This window comes from Pseudomonas canadensis (assembly GCF_000503215.1).
Taxonomy (GTDB): Bacteria; Pseudomonadota; Gammaproteobacteria; order Pseudomonadales; family Pseudomonadaceae; genus Aquipseudomonas; species Aquipseudomonas canadensis.
Genome location: NZ_AYTD01000010.1, coordinates 24,097 through 41,193 on the forward strand (window position 1 = coordinate 24,097; position 17,097 = coordinate 41,193).

The 17,097-nt window shown below is 58.3% G+C and carries 14 protein-coding genes; 5 read left to right on the forward strand and 9 right to left on the reverse strand.

The window, feature by feature from the left end:
* Positions 1 to 63: 63 nt before the first annotated feature.
* From gnd to U367_RS0104715, 3 genes are read left to right on the forward strand one after another with little or no spacing between them, the layout of a single operon-like run.
* A complete protein-coding gene (gnd, locus tag U367_RS0104705; protein ID WP_021491799.1) occupies positions 64 to 1,047 on the forward strand; it encodes a phosphogluconate dehydrogenase (NAD(+)-dependent, decarboxylating) in 984 nt (327 codons plus the stop codon).
* Entirely contained in the window at positions 1,044 to 2,567 is a 1,524-nt protein-coding gene (zwf, locus tag U367_RS0104710) for a glucose-6-phosphate dehydrogenase (RefSeq protein ID WP_028615894.1), read from the forward strand. Before gnd ends, zwf begins: the two co-directional genes overlap by 4 nt.
* Positions 2,564 to 3,388 carry a Cof-type HAD-IIB family hydrolase gene (locus tag U367_RS0104715; protein WP_028615895.1) on the forward strand — a complete coding sequence of 275 codons (825 nt, stop codon included), beginning with the start codon at positions 2,564 to 2,566 and terminating at the stop codon, positions 3,386 to 3,388. The genes zwf and U367_RS0104715 overlap by 4 nt, the downstream gene beginning before the upstream one ends.
* Before the next feature lie 66 nt (positions 3,389 to 3,454).
* Here the strand turns inward: U367_RS0104715 and U367_RS0104720 are convergent, their stop codons facing one another.
* A complete protein-coding gene (locus U367_RS0104720; RefSeq protein ID WP_028615896.1) occupies positions 3,455 to 3,715 on the reverse strand; it encodes a hypothetical protein in 261 nt (86 codons plus the stop codon).
* 342 nt (positions 3,716 to 4,057) lie between these two features.
* Between U367_RS0104720 and U367_RS0104725 the strand changes: the two genes are divergently transcribed.
* Positions 4,058 to 5,383 (forward strand): sigma-54 dependent transcriptional regulator, encoded by a 1,326-nt coding sequence (locus U367_RS0104725; protein ID WP_028615897.1) that lies wholly within the window; start codon positions 4,058 to 4,060, stop codon positions 5,381 to 5,383.
* Positions 5,384 to 5,468: 85 nt separating this feature from the next.
* Here U367_RS0104725 and U367_RS0104730 read toward each other — a convergent pair whose 3' ends face one another.
* The 7 genes from U367_RS0104730 to U367_RS0104760 form a co-directional block, all read right to left on the reverse strand.
* The gene (locus U367_RS0104730) at positions 5,469 to 6,773 is read right to left on the reverse strand and encodes a hypothetical protein (protein WP_028615898.1); all 1,305 of its coding nucleotides are present in this window, start codon (positions 6,771 to 6,773) and stop codon (positions 5,469 to 5,471) included.
* A 49-nt stretch (positions 6,774 to 6,822) separates the two neighbouring features.
* Positions 6,823 to 7,566: a hypothetical protein gene (locus U367_RS0104735; protein ID WP_028615899.1), complete on the reverse strand. Its 744-nt coding sequence runs from the start codon at positions 7,564 to 7,566 to the stop codon at positions 6,823 to 6,825.
* Positions 7,567 to 7,604: 38 nt separating this feature from the next.
* Entirely contained in the window at positions 7,605 to 8,285 is a 681-nt protein-coding gene (locus tag U367_RS0104740; RefSeq protein ID WP_028615900.1) for a C39 family peptidase, read from the reverse strand.
* Between the two features lie 60 nt (positions 8,286 to 8,345).
* Positions 8,346 to 9,086, reverse strand: coding sequence for a hypothetical protein (locus tag U367_RS0104745; protein ID WP_028615901.1), 741 nt, complete (start codon positions 9,084 to 9,086; stop codon positions 8,346 to 8,348).
* 67 nt (positions 9,087 to 9,153) lie between these two features.
* Positions 9,154 to 9,705: a hypothetical protein gene (locus tag U367_RS0104750; protein ID WP_028615902.1), complete on the reverse strand. Its 552-nt coding sequence runs from the start codon at positions 9,703 to 9,705 to the stop codon at positions 9,154 to 9,156.
* Complete coding sequence (locus tag U367_RS0104755) at positions 9,705 to 10,160, reverse strand: hypothetical protein (RefSeq protein ID WP_028615903.1); 456 nt, start codon at positions 10,158 to 10,160, stop codon at positions 9,705 to 9,707. The genes U367_RS0104750 and U367_RS0104755 overlap by 1 nt, the downstream gene beginning before the upstream one ends.
* A gap of 329 nt (positions 10,161 to 10,489) precedes the next feature.
* Positions 10,490 to 11,485, reverse strand: a complete 996-nt coding sequence (locus U367_RS0104760; protein WP_028615904.1) for a FecR family protein — start codon at positions 11,483 to 11,485, stop codon at positions 10,490 to 10,492.
* 142 nt (positions 11,486 to 11,627) lie between these two features.
* Here U367_RS0104760 and U367_RS0104765 point away from each other — a divergent pair, with 142 nt between their 5' ends.
* Entirely contained in the window at positions 11,628 to 11,897 is a 270-nt protein-coding gene (locus U367_RS0104765; RefSeq protein ID WP_016979404.1) for a PepSY domain-containing protein, read from the forward strand.
* A gap of 55 nt (positions 11,898 to 11,952) precedes the next feature.
* Here the strand turns inward: U367_RS0104765 and U367_RS0104770 are convergent, their stop codons facing one another.
* Positions 11,953 to 17,028, reverse strand: a complete 5,076-nt coding sequence (locus tag U367_RS0104770; RefSeq protein ID WP_028615905.1) for a dermonecrotic toxin domain-containing protein — start codon at positions 17,026 to 17,028, stop codon at positions 11,953 to 11,955.
* Positions 17,029 to 17,097 lie beyond the last annotated feature (69 nt).

Genomic DNA, 17,097 nt, shown 5'->3' on the forward strand with positions numbered 1-17,097 from the left:
TCATTAGCCTCATTGCGCTATAAACTATGCACACATTTTTTTAGTAGTTAGGAGCATCAGCACATGCAACTGGGGATTATCGGACTAGGCCGCATGGGCGGGAATATTGCACGGCGCCTGATGCTCAATGGGCATACCACCGTTGTTTACGACCGTAACGAAGCCTTTGTAAAAGGCCTGAGCGAAGAGGGCGCCACCGGCGTTGCCGACCTCAAGGCCTTGGTGGCCGGGCTGCAAAAGCCGCGCACCGTGTGGGTGATGCTGCCAGCCGGCGCACCGACCGAAGACACCATCAATGAATTGAGCACGCTGCTGGAAGACGGTGACGCAATCATCGACGGCGGCAACACCAACTATAAGGACGACGTCCGCCGGGCCAAGGCCCTGGCGGAAAAAGGCCTGCACTATGTCGATGTCGGCACCTCCGGCGGCGTCTGGGGCTTGGAGCGTGGCTACTGCATGATGATCGGTGGCGACGCCGAGACCGTGCAGCGCCTCGACCCGATCTTCAAGAGCCTGGCCCCGGGCCTGGGCAACATCCCGCGTACCAAGGACCGTTCAGACAGCGCTGACCCGCGCGCCGAGCAGGGCTATATCCATGCCGGTCCTGCGGGTTCCGGGCATTTCGTCAAGATGATCCACAATGGCATCGAGTACGGGATGATGCAGGCGTTTGCCGAAGGTTTTGACATCCTCAAGACCAAGAACTCGGAGAACCTGCCGGAAGACCAGCGCTTCGACCTGAATGTGGCCGATATCGCTGAAGTCTGGCGCCGTGGCAGCGTGGTTTCGTCCTGGCTGCTCGACCTGACCGCGGATGCCCTGGCGACCGATCCGAAACTCGATGGTTACTCGGGTTCCGTGGCCGACAGTGGCGAAGGCCGCTGGACCATCGAAGCCGCCATGGAACAAGCCGTGCCGGTGCCAGTACTGTCTACCTCGCTGTTCGCACGCTTCCGCTCGCGCCAGCAAAGCACCTACGGCGACAAAATGCTCTCAGCCATGCGCTTCGGCTTTGGCGGCCACGTGGAGACTTCCAAAAAATGACCGCCAACGGCAAGAAACCCAAGGCCGAACCTGCTCCGCCCACCACACTGTTTCTGTTTGGTGCCCATGGTGATCTTGTCAAGCGCCTGCTCATGCCGGCGCTGTACAACCTCAGCCGGGATGGCCTTCTGGGCGATGGCCTGCGCATTGTCGGCGTTGATCACAACGCCATCAGTGATGCGGACTTCGCCAAGAAACTTGAAGACTTCATCCGCACCGAAGCGGCGAGCAAGGTCAAGGGCAATGGCGAAAACGCCCTGGACCCGCAGTTGTGGGCGCAATTGGCCAAAGGCATCAGCTACGTCGAGGGCGACTTCCTCGACGACAGCACCTATGCGGACATCGGCAAGAAAATTGCCGACAGTGGCACCGGCAACGCCGTGTTCTACCTGGCCACTGCGCCGCGCTTCTTCAGTGACGTAGTGCAGCGCCTGGGCAGTGCCGGCCTGCTGACGGAAACCGACGACAGCTTCCGTCGTGTGGTCATCGAGAAGCCCTTCGGCTCAGACCTGGCTACCGCCGAGGCGCTGAATGCCAGCCTGCTCAAGGTGATGAGCGAGAAGCAGATCTATCGCATCGACCATTACCTGGGCAAGGAAACGGTACAGAACATCCTGATCAGCCGTTTCTCCAACGTGCTGTTCGAAGCCTTCTGGAACAATCATTACATCGACCACGTGCAAATCACCGCCGCTGAAACCGTCGGCGTTGAAACCCGTGGCAACTTCTTCGAGAAGACCGGCACCCTGCGCGACATGGTGCCCAATCACCTGTTCCAGTTGCTGGCGATGGTGGCGATGGAGCCGCCCGCTGCCTTTGGCGCCGATGCCGTACGCGGTGAAAAGGCCAAGGTTATTGGTGCGGTGCGCCCCTGGTCCCTCGAAGATGCGCGGGCCAACTCGGTACGCGGGCAGTACACCGCCGGTGAAATCGGCGGCAAGCAACTGCCGGGTTACCGCGAAGAAGCCAACGTAGCGCCCGACAGCAGCACCGAAACCTTCGTCGCCCTCAAGGTGATGATCGACAACTGGCGCTGGGTCGGTGTGCCATTCTACCTGCGCACCGGCAAGCGTATGAGTGTGCGTGACACCGAGATCGTCATCTGCTTCAAGCCTGCCCCGTACGCGCAATTTCGCGATACCGAAGTGGATGAGCTAAAGCCCACCTACCTGAAAATCCAGATCCAGCCTAATGAAGGCATGTGGTTTGACCTGTTGGCGAAAAAGCCTGGGCCGACCCTGGACATGGCCAATATCCAGTTGGGTTTTGCCTACAAGGACTTCTTCGAAATGCAGCCATCGACGGGGTATGAAACCCTGATCTACGACTGCATGACCGGCGACCAGACCTTGTTCCAGCGTGCGGACAACATCGAGAACGGCTGGCGTGCGGTGCAGCCATTCCTGGATGCATGGAAGGAAGACGACGGAATCCAGGCCTATAAGGCCGGTGAAGATGGTCCGGCTGCCGCCGACGCCTTGCTGGCCCGTGACGGCCGTACCTGGCATAGCCTCGGATGAGTGACGCGGCGATTCATCCCGTCCGTTTTATTCTCAGTGATGTGGACGGCACCTTGCTGCATCCGGATCACAGGCTTAGCCAGCGCACCATCGATGCTGTTCGTGCATTGCGTGAGGCGGGGGTGTTTTTCAGCCTGGCCAGTGGGCGGCCGCCCAAGGCCATGCTGCATCTGATCGAGACATTTGGTATTGATGTCCCGGTGGCAGGCTTTAATGGCGGCACCTTGATCAACCCGGACGGCAGCATTCTGGTTGCCCATCATCTGCCGGCTGAAGCGGCGCTGGTCACGCTGGCGCTGTTTTCAGCAGAGCCGGATGTGGAAGTCTGGGTGTTTGCCGACGGTGACTGGCTGCGCCGCGACCCGCCAGGGCCGATGATGAAGCGCGAAGCCGATGGCTTGGGCTATGGGCCGATTGTGGTAGAGAGTTTCGAACCCTACCTGGAGCGTGTGGACAAAATCGTCGCGGCCAGCAACAACACGCAATTGCTGGTGGAGCTGGAAGCGCAGCTGCAGCCTAAGGTGCGGGGGCTGGCTCAGGTATCGCGTTCGCAACCGGTTTACCTGGACGTGACGGCGATGCTGGCCAACAAGGGCGAGGCCTTGAAGACCTTGGCGGCGCACCTTGGCGTTCCCATGGAACAGACGGCAGCTATCGGTGATGGCGGCAATGACCCGGCCATGTTTCATGTCGCCGGGTTGTCGATTGCCATGGGCCAGGCGGAAGAAGCCGTCAAGCGCCAGGCCAGCGTGGTAACGGGCAGTAATGTCGATGACGGCGCGGCAGAAGCAATCGAGCGGTTTATTCTGGCCGCTCAATAAGCTTTACGCGGACTAACACTGAACTTGCGCCTCTCTAAACCGATCAGCGCAAGTTGCCGTGTTGGATTACTTCGGCATTGCCCAGGATTGCAACTGGTGGCCATCTTTATCGAGCTCGGCGCGGGCTTGCAACAGCAAGTTTTCCAACTGCGCCGGGTCGCTATAGGTACTCGACGACAATTGTTTGCTACCGATACGATTGTTGGTGCGGTCGATGACGCTCAGGCTGAGGGCGCCATTGCCGTCATGCCAGGCCACGCACTGAAAGGGCTGGAAGGCACGGTCTGCGATCAAAAGAGCTTCGTTGATGCGGAGCGGGGCGTTCATGTGGGGTTCTCTCTCATTGCCCATTCAAGTGAGTGCCGGCGGTTGGGCTGACCGTGCGGCGGGTTACTTGTACTGATGCACGATGGCGGGGTACGGGTCACATGTTAGAGCAACTATTTTCGATGTTTAGTGATTAATGTCATGTAAGCGGCTGTTTTGAAAGCTGAATGAAAGTTTCGGTGTCGCGTAACTTTTTTGCGTAAACACGCACAGATTGCTTTTTGCCGAGGCTTATAGCGAAACGGTACAAGGTCGGCGTCAAGACCTTGCTAGTGTTAGCGCCAGGCGTCACAAACCGTTGTTTCTAAATAACTTTAACAATTTTGACGCCAAGGAATAGTCATGGTCGTTACACCTGTGCAGCGTCGCTTGCTCGTGGTCGACCCCTGTGACGACTGCCATGGGCTATTGCCTGGTTTGCGCACCGCCGGGTGGGAGGTGGACAGCTGTACGCTGGAGGCCGTGGGCGACCGATCCTGCGATGTCGGGCTGCTGCGCCTGCAGCCCTACCACCTGGAGCGTCCGGAAGCGGTCAAGGAACTGATCGGCCGCAGCGGCACTGAATGGATCGCCGTACTCAGCCAGGACGTGCTCCGCCTGCAGAACGTGGGTGACTTCGTCTGCGAATGGTTTTTCGATTTCCATACCTTGCCCTTCGATGTGGCCCGTGTGCAGGTCACCCTGGGCCGCGCGTTCGGCATGGCACGCCTGCGGGGCAAGGGCCATATGCCGGTGGATGAGCCCGAGCACGAGTTGCTGGGGGACAGTCGACCGATCCGCGAACTGCGCAAGTTATTGTCCAAGCTTGCACCCACTGAATCTCCGGTGTTGATCCGCGGCGACAGCGGTACCGGTAAAGAATTGGTGGCCAAGACCCTGCATCGTCAATCCCAGCGTCACGCCAAGCCGTTTGTGGCGATCAATTGCGGGGCGATTCCTGAACACTTGATCCAATCGGAATTGTTCGGGCATGAAAAGGGCGCATTTACCGGCGCCCATCAGCGTAAGGTCGGGCGTATCGAGGCCGCCAACGGTGGCACGTTGTTCCTCGATGAAATCGGCGATTTACCGATGGAATTGCAGGCCAATCTGCTGCGGTTTCTGCAGGAGAAACAAATTGAACGCGTCGGCGGCAGCCAACCGATTCCCGTGGATGTGCGGGTATTGGCGGCCACTCACGTCGACCTGGAGACAGCGGTAGAGAAGGGCACCTTTCGCGAAGATCTGTACTACCGCCTCAATGTCCTGCAAGTGGTCACGGCGCCGTTGCGTGATCGCCATGGCGACGTGGCGATGCTGGCCAATCACTTCTCACGTTTCTACAGCCAGGAGACCGGCCGCCGCCCGCGCAGCTTCAGCGCCGATGCGCTGGTGGCAATGGGTGAACACGCCTGGCCGGGTAACGTCCGCGAGCTGGCCAACCGCGTCCGTCGCGGCCTGGTGCTGGCCGAAGGGCGCCAGATAGAAGCCGTTGATCTGGGATTGCACGGCCAACAGGCAATTTCGCCGCCGATGGCTACACTGGAAGACTATAAACACCGCGCCGAGCGCCAGGCGCTGTGCGACGTGCTCAACCGGCACAGCGACAACCTGAGTGTTGCCGCGCGTGTCCTAGGGGTTTCCCGGCCCACGTTCTACCGGTTGCTGCACAAACACCAGATCCGCTAGGGCGGGTAAACCGAAAAGCCCCGCAACGACCCTTATCGTTGCGGGGCTTTTCCTTTTGCTGTCGGCAATTGTGATCTTGAGGCCGCTAGAAGTAGTAAGGGAATTTCAGACTAAACGTAAAGTCCGGCGCATCATCCGTCATCCCGATCGCCAGGTTCGGCACAATCGTCAGATTATCCGACGCCGCAATCGTCATGCCCACGTTGAAGTAACCGGCGTTGGCATCGCTGGACACCACCGACTGCCAGTCCCCGCCATTGGGCTTGAGCTTGCTTTTACGCTGGATCAGGTCGGAGACCGAAAACGACATACTCATCTTCTCGTTCAGCGCAAAGGCCACGCCGACACCCAGTTGGAAGCTGTCACCCAGGCTGACTTTGCCGCCGACTTTCTGGTTGACGTCACTGCTGATGTCGTCGAACGACTCTTCGAAGTTGTGGGTGTAGGAGAACGAGCCAAACAGCACGGCGGGGTCGAAGGTCTTGACCAGCGAGATCCCCGGCGTGATCGACCAGACTCCATTACCCGTCGGCAGGTTTTCAGGCACGTACAGGTTGTCGTTGGCGGTTGAGCGCACCAGCTTGATGCCGAACGGTTCTTTGCCCGTCGGCGCCTTGACGCGCACCGACACCACAGCATCCGGCAGGGTGGGGGTTTCGTCGAGGAACTTGTAGGCCACACCGAAGTTGACGTCGCCTATGGTCGGGTCGCGGCTCACCGACTCTTCCGAGGTGGCGTTGGCGTTGTTACCCGCACCGCCGGACTGGTAAGTCGATTCGCGGTACACCACCGGCACGTTCACGTCGAACTGCCAGCGGTTGTCGACGTTGTAGCGACCGGTCAGGTCAAGCGTCCAGTTATCCGCCTTGATTCGATCCAGGTTGATATTGCCGAGGAAGATCGAGTCCAGCGCCAGGAAACCGTTGAGCGTGAGCTGGCGTGCATCGTAGCGCGCGTAGGTAATACCGGTTTCAAAGCTGAACTTGCCGTTGCCAAAGAAACCGCTGGCTTCGTTGTAGAGGTTGCTCACGCTCTGCGCCGGCGCCGAATCATCCTTCAGCGACTGGCCGTAAGAACTGCCGCCGCCGCCCGCACCACCGGATGCCGCTGCCGCGCCAGTACCGGCGACGGTGGCGCCGCTGGCTTTCTGGAAGTCCGCTGGGGATTTGGCCAGGCGTTTCGGTGGTGGGGCCGCCGGTTGATCTTCCACCTGACGCACCCGTTGCTCCAATACTGCCAAGGCTTTTTGCTGCACTTCGTAACGCTGCTTGAGTTCCAGAAGCTCCTGTTTGAGAGTCTCGATATCGGCGTCCGGCGCAGCATACAGAACGGATGCGGGCAAGAGCGTACTTAAACAGACCACCGCACGTAGTGATAACGATCGATGCATGAAATAAGCCGTCCTTTTCTAATGCGTAAGTGTCGAGGGTCAGCGTAGTTCAATAACCGAGAGTGCGTAGGCCTTTGAGTTGATCCAGATTGCAATTCAATGCCGGGTTGTTCAGCCCGTTATTCATCACCACATTGAGTTGCGTCATGTTGCTGACGAAGTTTCTGTCACCCGTCAATACGGTGCCTTGCAGCACCTGGCCGCCGCCAATCTGCTGGAGGCTATTGCCTTGGTTGTGGTTGCCCTGGATCGCCATCTGCAAGCCGCCATTGTTGGCCGACACACTCACCCGGCCTGCGGCGCTGTCACCGGTGACGGTGCCGCCGGCAACCAGCACTTGTCCGGATTGCACAGCGTTGGAGGGCGCGAAGCCGTTCTCGGTGACGTTAATGCCGACATTGTTGTAGGCGGTGTTGCCGTCGCCGGCAGCGCGCACGCTTTGGGTCACGCCTGTGCCGGTGCCCAGGCCGGCGCCTCCGCTGACGTTACCGGTGCCAGTGTTCGAAGGGGTGCCCGTACCTGTTGAACCGGTGGTCTGCACGTAAAATTGAGGGGTGATGGTGGAGGAGTCGACTTGCATGCTGGCCTTGCCGGTAATGGTGTCACCCACGGCATTGGTCCAGGTGCTGCTCATGACAATACCAAAGCTGATAATCCGCCCCGGCATCACATAACGACCGCGCAGCTCGGCCATTTCCGAGTCCTTGAGTTCGATCGGCTTGAATGCCGATGAAGCATAAGCGGGCATTGAGGCTGCCAGACACAAGACCGTCAGCCAACGGGAAGTGTTCATCTTTTGCTCCTGGAGCGTCCTGCCCCTTATTGCGCTTCTTAGAAGAAGTCGCTCTGGATGAAACCGAAGTCCATCAGCTCGGCATCGCCTACGGGCCTGAACTCATTCAACTGGTTCTTGGCGGTCAGCGGCATGGGTGGGTCGAGCAGGGCGTTGGCCTTGTCGTAACCTTCACCCAGCACGGCGAAGACGATGCCATTCCAACCTTTAATGAAGTCGTCATGTGAGTAGCGCTTGTGGCCCAGTACCGGGTCGCCGATATAGACCCAATCCTTGTCCGCGCGCTGAAGTACCACGAAATGCTTGTAGCCACGAATCTCCAGCAACACCACCACAGGGATCTTCACGGTAGCCAGCGTGTCTGGCCCGATCTTGTAGCCCCGGGCACGCATGCCGATGCTTTCGAGGTAGCGCTTCATGTCCAGCATGGAGAAGCCCTGGGTACGTACCAGGTCCTGGTCTGCATTGACCAGCATGCCTTTGATGACGTGGTCTTCGTCGACATCCAGCCAATAACCCTGGCGCAGAATGGTGGCGAGTGCCGCAGCACCGCAGCTGAAATCGGTTTTCTGTTCCACCAGGTTCGCGAACCGGCGTTCACGGATACTCTCGACCTTCTTGAAGATGACTGCACCGCCAGGCATGGCGGAGATCGCCATGGTGCCTGCCCAGGTCGGGCCGGTGAGCAGCATCAAGAGGGTGAGGGTCGCGAGGCGCATGATCGTCTGACCTGATGGACACTGAAATAAAAAGGGCCTTGTTGCCAAGGCCCCGTTGGATCAGAAGCGCACGCCGCTGCTGCAGACGCTGCAACCTTGGCCTACCGAGAGGCTGTTGCTGGCTTGGTTGCCTGCACCAGATTGCAGGTTCACACCGATGTTGCCGGAGTTGTTGTTGATCGAGTTGTCAGCACTGGCGTTGTTCGAAACGTATTGAGGTTTGCCGCCATGATGGCCGTACCCGGTGGCAGCGGTGTTGAGGTAGTTGTTGGCGAGCGAGTTTTGCTCGGTGTTGGCAGCCGCTGCGATGTTTTTGCCATCAGCGGTGGTGATTGCCAGGTTGTTTTTGCCTTGGTTGCCTTGACCGGCCTGGCCGTTGTAACCCACGTTGCCGGAGTTACGATTAACGGAGTTATCCAGGGAGGCGTTGTTTTGCGTGCCTTTGTTGACGAAGTTGTTCAGACCGCTGTTTTGATTCACATCGACTACGGCAAACACGGTCAAGAAGTCGCCTTTAGCGCTGGAGATGGCGCCAGAGTTGTCCGCCTGGTTACCACTGCCGGATTGAATGTTTACACCGACGTTACCGCTGTTGCTGTTGACCGAGTTATCAGCTGAGCTGTTATTTTCGGTTTTGGTATCGTCGAATTTGTTGCCGGCGCTGTTTTGCACATCCGTAACCACGGAGGCAACCACACCGGTTGGTTGAGGCGCAGGGTGCCAGCCACCTGCTTGAGCAGCAGCAGCCATGAGTGCGGCGAGAGCGAAAACCATTGGTTTCAGGGCCATTTGAGGTTTCATGGTGTTTCTCCTTGCTTCTAATTAGTTGGTTAAGTGTTGGTACGGTCTAACTAGTGCTACCAAGCGGTTACTTGATAGTGATGCCCAGGGTGTTAGCCACTCGGTTCCCCACCCCGGCACTCTGGTTCACCTGAATCACTCCTCGGCTGCCGGTGAAGGCCTGGTCGCTTGTCACGACCTGGCGGCTGCCAGTGGTGGGGGTGAGCCCTGAGTCGGTTGCCAGCGTCGTCGTGTTCTGTTGCAACAGGACGCTGTCGTCGATGCTTTGCGGGCCAGGGTTGACGCTGATCCGCACGGCATTGACTAATTGGTTGTTGGCCCCGGCGGACTGGTTGATGCCCAACATGCCGTTGCCATTGCTGAAAGAAGTGCCCTCGATCGCCGCGTTGGCGTTCAGGGAAGGGTCGACGTTGCCGTCCATCCTTTGGATATTGCTGGTGGTGGCCTGGCCGCCGAGCGCGACGGCGCGGTTGTTGGCGGTTTGCTGCTGATTGCCCGCGGCCTGGTTGACCATCAGGTTGCCGCGGTAGTCTTTACCGCTGTTGTTGATCACTGCGGTGTTGTCCGCCATTACCGCGGTGCTGCCCAGCAGGGCCAACAGGAGAAGGGGACGGTTCATTATTTGCCCCCCATCATGCTGCCGATGTTGTTGAGGGGCGCAAGGCCACGCTGGATCGAGTCGCTGATCTGACCGCCCATGCTGCCGCTGCCACCCGAGCGGCTGGCGGCTGCGCCAGCGCCCAGGGTGGACATACTGTTTTGTGTGGCACTCAAGCCGGTGAGGTTGCCGTTGGGCTGCATGGCCCGAGTGATGCCCAAGCCGCTATTGATGTTTCCGAAGTCACGGTCACTCAACTCGCCCGACAGGGCGCCAATGATTTCTCGGCTGGGATTGGCATTGGCGGTCTGGGGATAAGGGTCGGGGCCAAAGGAGGCTCGGCCATACATGTGGCCTTGTACGTCTCGGCCCGTCACGATCACGCCGTCACCCGCCAGGGCTGGAACACTGATGCTGGCGCTGAGTACGCAGCTGATCAGCAGTACCTGCATCGAACCTTGAGTGAGTGTCATCACGGCGGCATTCCTTATTCTTCGCGCTGACCCTAAACAGCGCTGTAAGGGATAGAGCAGAAGCCGTGCCGCTTTTTATTTTGTTTTGTTATTCAAGGTGTTGAAGATATTGATGGGCAAAGTGATCGCAACGCTGTTTCAGGCATGAAACAGCACCCCAGCCATTCGCACCTCTCCAGGCACTGCGCAAACGCTTCACTCGGTTGTATCAGCGCTGTAACACCACCGATGACGAAACGATGAATGCGCTACGCATGGGCGCCTCAGGGCAGGGGGGTGTTAAAAAAACGGACACTTCAGGCGTGGCGAAGCCCACAGCTGTGGGCAGCGGCTCAGCCTTTCGGCGTTTTACGCGGGATGGCGTTGAGTACGGGGTTGCCGTCCTGGTTCTGGGTCAGGTAGACCGGCAAAACCTTGGGCAGGGAGGGCACGAGGTTGTTGACCTCGTTGATGTTGTAGATGCCGCCGATGCGAATCGTGCCGGTGTTGGCGTCGGCCAGCATCACCGGTTTGCTCAGGTAGCGGTTGATCAGCGGCAACGCGTCGGCCAGGGCCAGGTTGTCGAGGATCAGCTTGCCTTGGCGCCAGGCCAGCGCGGTGTCGTTCGGCGTGATCGCCCTTACGCGTGGCGTGGCATCGCCTTGTTGGTAGTTGGCCTGCATGCCGGGGGTGAGCGGCACGCTGCCATGCACCTTGTCGCTGGATATCTGCACCGAGCCTTCGAGCAGCATCACGCGCACCTGGTCTTCATACTTCCACACGTTGAACTGAGTGCCCGTCACCCGCACCTGGCCTTCGCCAGCGTGCACGATAAAGGGGTGGGCGCTGTCATGGCTGACTTTGAAGAACGCTTCACCTTTTTTCAGCGTGATACGGCGCTGGTCCTTGTAGTTGCTGTAGACCAGTTCGGTGCCCAGGTTCAGCTCCACCTGGCTGCCATCACCCAAGGTGATCTGGCGCAGACCAGTGGCGGCATCGTAGCGTTCATAGGAACTGGGCAGCCAGCCGGCTTCCCACCCGGTAAAGGCTGCCAAGGGTAGGACGGCCAGGCAGATCGCCGCTGCCACGGCGTAGGTGCGTAAGCGGCTGCGGGGTTTGAACGGCACCACGACCGGCGTGGGTTCGTTGCGGGGGAGGTGGTCGGCAACGTCCCAGATCTCCAGCATCGCCGCGTATTCAAAGGCATGCAGCGGGTGGGAGTCGTGCCATTGTGCAAAAGCCTGACGTTCACCCGTGGTGCAATCACCCGCGTGCAGGCGCATGCACCAATGCGCAGCAGCGTCGGTGATGGCGTCGTATTCGGCTTCTGAAAGGGACTTTTCGGTCATTGACTCATCCTGATTTCCCACATTCTAACCTCCGCACGCGGGTGGCGAGAACAGCCGTCATGGCGATTGCACATCAATTGGAACTTATTCTCGTTTGAGAGCACCTAAAAAACTCAGGACATTCCCACCATGGAGAACGAAAATGCTGAAGAAAACCTTAGTCGCGTTGTGTGCAACCACCGCTCTGCTCAGTGCTGGCGCCGCCCTGGCTGATAAACCGGGCGCGGGCTGGATTACCATTGAAAAGGCCATCGAAGTCGCCAAGACCAAGGCGGGCTACGTGGAAGTCTACGCTGCCGAAGCCGACGACAATGGCTATTGGGAAGTCAAAGGGCGCAAGTCCGATGGCACGGTCTATGAAGCGCGCATTGATGGCGCATCGGGCAATATCCTGCGCGATCAGAAAGACTGACGCTGCCTGCCGGGAGCCCGCTCGGGCTCCCTGCTCCCATGCGTTGCCGTGACATTCAAGGTGCGCCCTGTGCAGGGTCGAGTACGCGGCCCATTTCACAAATAAGCCTGGCAATGGAGTCGGCGTTGCGAAGAATCGTGTCGATGCGCTTGTCGGGTGATGCGGCATCCAAAAACGCATCACGGGCCGCGTCGACAGTCGGGCTGGATGTAATTTCCTTGACGGCTTTGAAGGTGCGGTCCTCCGAGCTGTCGGAGTCCATGCTCTCCCATATACCTAGGAAAGAATTCCAGCGTGAGAACAGCCGATGACGTGGCGTGCCCAATGACAATGCGTCGCGTTGGACACCCTGCAACCAGTTTTGTGCTGCCCTGCCTTTAGCCGTCAGGGTTTCGATCAGGTCCGCAAACGGCAGCCGGGCTTCTGTGCTCGCGATGTCTTCGGCGCGCCCGTAGATATGGGCGAATTCGTGAATCAGTGTGGCTGCTCGCGCATGGCCGTCAATGTCGAACGCTTCAGTCAACAGGTTCGCATACTCCTCCAGTTGTTGATCAAAGAACAACTCAGTAAAAAACACCTGTTTTGTCCTGTCGCTGGCGATGGTGAACGCAATCACCTTCTGGTTGGGATCACCGCTCGAGCCGACTACGAAACGTGAGGTGTCCCACCCGTCAAGGTCGGGATCTACCAAGGCTTTGCACAGAGGGATGAGGGTGTTTCGCACCTTTTGCAGAATGCCGTCATCCACACTGTTGACGTCAAACATCTGCTTCAGGAACCCCTCCAAGCGAGTGCCGGGAGTCAGGTGTCGCAGTTGCACCAGGTTATGCATCGCACGGAATGCATAAGTTCGCGCGATATCGAGTGCTTCGATAATCTGCCGGGCCTTGGTTGGGTAAAGCTGACGAATCTCGTCCATGCCGGTGGCGTCGATGTTCATTACCGTCTTGGCGGTGTGCCGGGTGACATAATAATTGCCCAGCCGCGAGAGCGCTTTGCCGTACTGCAGTGTGTGGCTCTGTGGGGCCAACACCAGCTGTTTTTGGACAGTACTGGACACCAGGGGGCCGTCGTTGCTGGCAATCCGCAGCTGTTTGGCTTGCTCGATTGGATAGACCTTGCCCTCCACGGCTCCATAAAGCGTCTTGCCGTCGGCAGTGGCGTAGAGGCCTGTGCCTGGTCGCTTTTGCAAGTCTTTCAAAGATACCTGGCTGGCTTCCAGAGATTGCAGGCGAGTGCGTCTGGGGTCGGTTACGTCGATGTCCAGAGCGGTCGGCGCAACGGCGGTGTCGGAGGGGGGCAGGTCGCTTTCGTGCACCTCCTTGTACGCCGGGGGAGAAGGTTTGGGCACGGGTGTGCGAATCAGTCGCTCCAGCCCCGCCATCGTCGCAATACCGAAAATGAACGAACGCAATGCATCCCGCCAATGATGCTGTTGCAGGGCCTGGGCAGAGTCTTTGAACAGTCTATAGCTCTGCCAGATCAGAACCGGTATCCGCAGTTTCCCCGGCAAGAATTGCGCGGCGATCTGCACGCCGCTGCTCAAGAGACTTTTGATCGTGTTCCAGCGGCTCTGCTCGTCGGGGGCTTGCTGAGCTTTAAGCATTTGCCCCATCACCACCTGGTTGTCCTGATAAAACTGCTTGAAGGCGTGGCCTTTGATCGGTTGATTGGCCAAGGTGATTTCGGAGGTGGTACCTGCGGTGCTGGCCAGTAGATTTTTATATTTCGCCTTGTCAGCAACCGGTAGATGGGCAGTGATCCAGTCTTGCAGTTTGCCAGGTACATTCAGATGGCTGAGAAACTGCGCAAGGTTTTCAAACTCTATGAAGCACTGGCCTGGGTAGTAAGGCGCGTAGAGAATCAACGGCCCAGTGGCGCCTGCGCTGATCACGTAAAGCCCAAGCGCCTTGACGATGCTCGCGCCTGGTGTGGCGATCATCTCAAGGGGACGAATGGTCGCATTGGCACCTGCGATCGTGGCCCGTGCGATGGCGTCTGGCATGTCGACGACCTGCCGAATCAGGTTGTAGCCAGTCTCCGATAGCCGCTCTTGCAGTTTCAGTGCATGGGCGTGTTGCAACAGCTGCCACGGTAATTGCCGAATAAAACGCAGCTCACGCAACAGTGCGCCTGGTTGGTCGGGGGCCAGTTTCTCTTTCAGGTAGTCGTGAGCGACCTGGGCGATGTTCAATTTGAGCAAGAGTTGCCGGATCGTCGATTCGGTCAGTCGCGTTGCGCCAGCCTCCACGATAAAGGAACTTACCTGCTCGTTGATGTGAGCCAGGGCGTAGTCGATAAGGTTCTGTCGTGGACCGCCCAAGGCGAGCCGTGGCGTGATAAAGACGTCTTGCGGGTCAACGGAATAACCCACCAGCATGTCGCTCAGCTTGTCGTGAGCCTGCTGGCGTAGCGATAAAAACTCATACAGATAGTCTTTTTCATCCTGGGTATTGAGGCGATATTGCTCAAGTAGCTCAGCATGGTGCTGCTGTTCAGCAGGGCTTGCCATGCCCAGCCAGGCGGGTAGCGAGCGTTGTGCGACAAAATGATGGGCGAGCTGTGCAGCCCCTCCAAGGACAGGGCTAGGCATCACCGCCATAAGCTTCAATAGTGCTTTGCCGGTGGGTTTCTGTGCCAGCCAATGGGCCCGTTGGGCGATGTAGTGGTCGATCCAGGACTGCTGGCGGTTTTCGCTGATCGGTTCGGTGATCAGCCAGAATGCCCCCAGGGTGTAGTTGGTATGCGGCTGGCGTAGACGCGGATCAAGATTTTCCAACAGTGCCAAGCATGCGGTGGGGTCTTTCAGGCGCTCCTCAAGTTGCTGTTCTGCCACGGCTGGAGACACGAAGGTTTCCAGGCCCCAGGCCGGCGTCCAGAGAATCGCGTGGCCGGAATGGTGGTGATCCAGTCCGCCGCGCTCGGTGATCATCAAGCAATTGGCCAGGTTGTGACGCGGTTCTTCTTCATCGCGTTGGACGGTGATGCGATAGACATCCGGGATAAACCCTTCCAGGTCCTCCCGTCGACGACGGTCAGGGTTGAAGGGGTCAAACACGGCTTGAATGATGGCGTCGTCCCGGGCGTCCAGTGTCTTGTTGAGGCGTCGCAGGTGGGCCTGGTTGCGCATCGCGCTGGACATCATGATCCCCATCTGCGGCAGCACGTCCTGGAGGTGTTTGCGGGGGATGTCGTAGATGTCATGCTCTTTGTAATGAGCCAACACTTGATTGACGATCTGATTGAGCGTTTTGACGTCCACGTGAGACAGTTCTTGCCCATAGGCAGTGTGGTCTGGCTTGTAAACGCCGTAATGCCGGGTTTCAGGCACCGGGCCAACCCCTTCGGCCAGACGCTCGAGGAAGTGATCCTCCAGGCTTTGGCTTTCCAGTGGTGCCACGATAGGGTAGGGGGCCGCCTCTTCGGTGTAGCGATTGATGAACACCCGCACCGGGTCGAGTGCCTGTCGTTCGTGACTTGCCAAGGCATCGGCCAGCGGGGTCATGATGGACGGCAATGGTTTGATCAGATTTTCCAGCGCGAGTGGGATATCAATTAGCTGTTTATGCAGTTGCTCCGCTCGTTTAGCGGCGACCGAAATGGGCCGCAGAGGGTCAGCCAACACTGAGTGGGTGGTCCAGCGGTGTGCAGTGTCCAGCGTCAAGAGCTTGTCATCGACCATGAAGCGCACATCCATGGCGTGATCCAGCAGTGCCGAGAGGTTGATATCGCCATGTTCACGGCGGAATTGGCCGAGGACGTAGATCAGGTTCTGTCGTTGTTTGTCGATGATGCCCTCCATCAGGTGTTCAAACACGTTGCCGACAATGAGGTTGCCGCTCACCGACGGTTGGGTAAAACCGATAAACAACAGGCGCTCCTCCAGTGATAGGAAGTTGTAGGCATCCTCTTCGTAGGCGGGCGCCTTGACCACAGCCTTCAAGGCCTTGATCAAGTCATCGTGATCGGCCAGTACCTGCAACCCCTTGGGCGGCGAGTAAAACAAGGTATGCGCATTGGCGATCATCACCGAACTGGTTAGCTCAACGAAATGAGTCGGATGCTCCCAGAACCGCACCGTCTCGAAGCGTAATCCGTCACTGGCTTGAGTGCGCGGCGCGCCGTTTGGTCGATAGAGCGCGGCTAGTTGATCGGCTTGTTCAGGCGTAATGATTTCACTCTGGCGCTTGAGCAATAGATCGACTCGGGCCTTGTGCGCCATGGTTTGCGCCAGGAATGTGCGACGCGAGGCACCGTTTGGTAGCTCGGTGTTCCAGAACGTCTCAAGGGCATTTTGCAAGAACGACGATAATTGTTCTGATGCCTGTTTAAGGCCGTCTTCCCAGCCTGCTGCGTTGTTGGAGGCGGTGGTGGATTGGGGATGGAAGAACTCGCGGGTTTGCCCTACCGGCCAGGCTTGCTGACGGTAAAGCATCAAGAGCGCTTCGCTGATCGACAGCGAATTGACCCATTGCCGTGGTTCCCGTTCGGTGGGCGGCAATTTGAAAAAATTGACTTGGGTCCGGTTGGGGTCAAGCCTGGGGAAGAGTGGGTAAAACACGGATCTAAGCAGCGCTTGTAGCATTGTGTCGAGGTTGGGCAATTTCACCAGCTCGGCGAGCACGGCTTGCAGGTTGAGCGTTTGTTGATGGTTCAGGGATTTTTTCTGTTCGTCGAATACATCGCCCTCAATATCCACGGGTGTCAGCACCAGGGGGGTGTCCAGCTTCAATCCCGAACGTATACCCAGAGCAATGAACTGCAAGAGCTCATCGGCTTTGGCCGGCGTTTTGAGGCGTTCAGTCAGCGCGCTGAGTAATAGTGCCCGACCGTCGAATTTTTCCAGTCCGCGATACGGCGTGTAGAGGAAGGCGCTTGTGTAGGTGCCGGTTGAACTCATCATGAAACTGCCGACCAGCTCCAGGGCCGCCGGGCTGTTTTTATTCAGCCAGAGCGACTGGGCGATCATGGGCGGAGTCTGCTTGCGCCGCACCTCATTGCTGCTCAAAGGCAGATTGCGCAGAAAACTCCTGTCGTTGGCATTGATGCCGAAGTGGCGTTCGCGTTCGCGTTCCTTCCAGCCACTGCGCAGGACTTCAGGAAAAAAATAGGGTGGTTGTACCTGACTCATTGGATAGACCCTCAAGGGCAAGGGGGCGGTGAGAACAGCCCCTCCGGGAAGTAGTGAGCCTAGAGTCGT

Coding starts and splice junctions, on each gene's coding strand:
- gnd (WP_021491799.1), top strand. CDS start 64: ATGCAACTGGGGATTATCGGACTAGGCCGCATGGGCGGGAATATTGCA.
- zwf (WP_028615894.1), top strand. CDS start 1,044: ATGACCGCCAACGGCAAGAAACCCAAGGCCGAACCTGCTCCGCCCACC.
- U367_RS0104715 (WP_028615895.1), top strand. CDS start 2,564: ATGAGTGACGCGGCGATTCATCCCGTCCGTTTTATTCTCAGTGATGTG.
- U367_RS0104720 (WP_028615896.1), bottom strand. CDS start 3,715: ATGAACGCCCCGCTCCGCATCAACGAAGCTCTTTTGATCGCAGACCGT.
- U367_RS0104725 (WP_028615897.1), top strand. CDS start 4,058: ATGGTCGTTACACCTGTGCAGCGTCGCTTGCTCGTGGTCGACCCCTGT.
- U367_RS0104730 (WP_028615898.1), bottom strand. CDS start 6,773: ATGCATCGATCGTTATCACTACGTGCGGTGGTCTGTTTAAGTACGCTC.
- U367_RS0104735 (WP_028615899.1), bottom strand. CDS start 7,566: ATGAACACTTCCCGTTGGCTGACGGTCTTGTGTCTGGCAGCCTCAATG.
- U367_RS0104740 (WP_028615900.1), bottom strand. CDS start 8,285: ATGCGCCTCGCGACCCTCACCCTCTTGATGCTGCTCACCGGCCCGACC.
- U367_RS0104745 (WP_028615901.1), bottom strand. CDS start 9,086: ATGAAACCTCAAATGGCCCTGAAACCAATGGTTTTCGCTCTCGCCGCA.
- U367_RS0104750 (WP_028615902.1), bottom strand. CDS start 9,705: ATGAACCGTCCCCTTCTCCTGTTGGCCCTGCTGGGCAGCACCGCGGTA.
- U367_RS0104760 (WP_028615904.1), bottom strand. CDS start 11,485: ATGACCGAAAAGTCCCTTTCAGAAGCCGAATACGACGCCATCACCGAC.
- U367_RS0104765 (WP_016979404.1), top strand. CDS start 11,628: ATGCTGAAGAAAACCTTAGTCGCGTTGTGTGCAACCACCGCTCTGCTC.
- U367_RS0104770 (WP_028615905.1), bottom strand. CDS start 17,028: ATGAGTCAGGTACAACCACCCTATTTTTTTCCTGAAGTCCTGCGCAGT.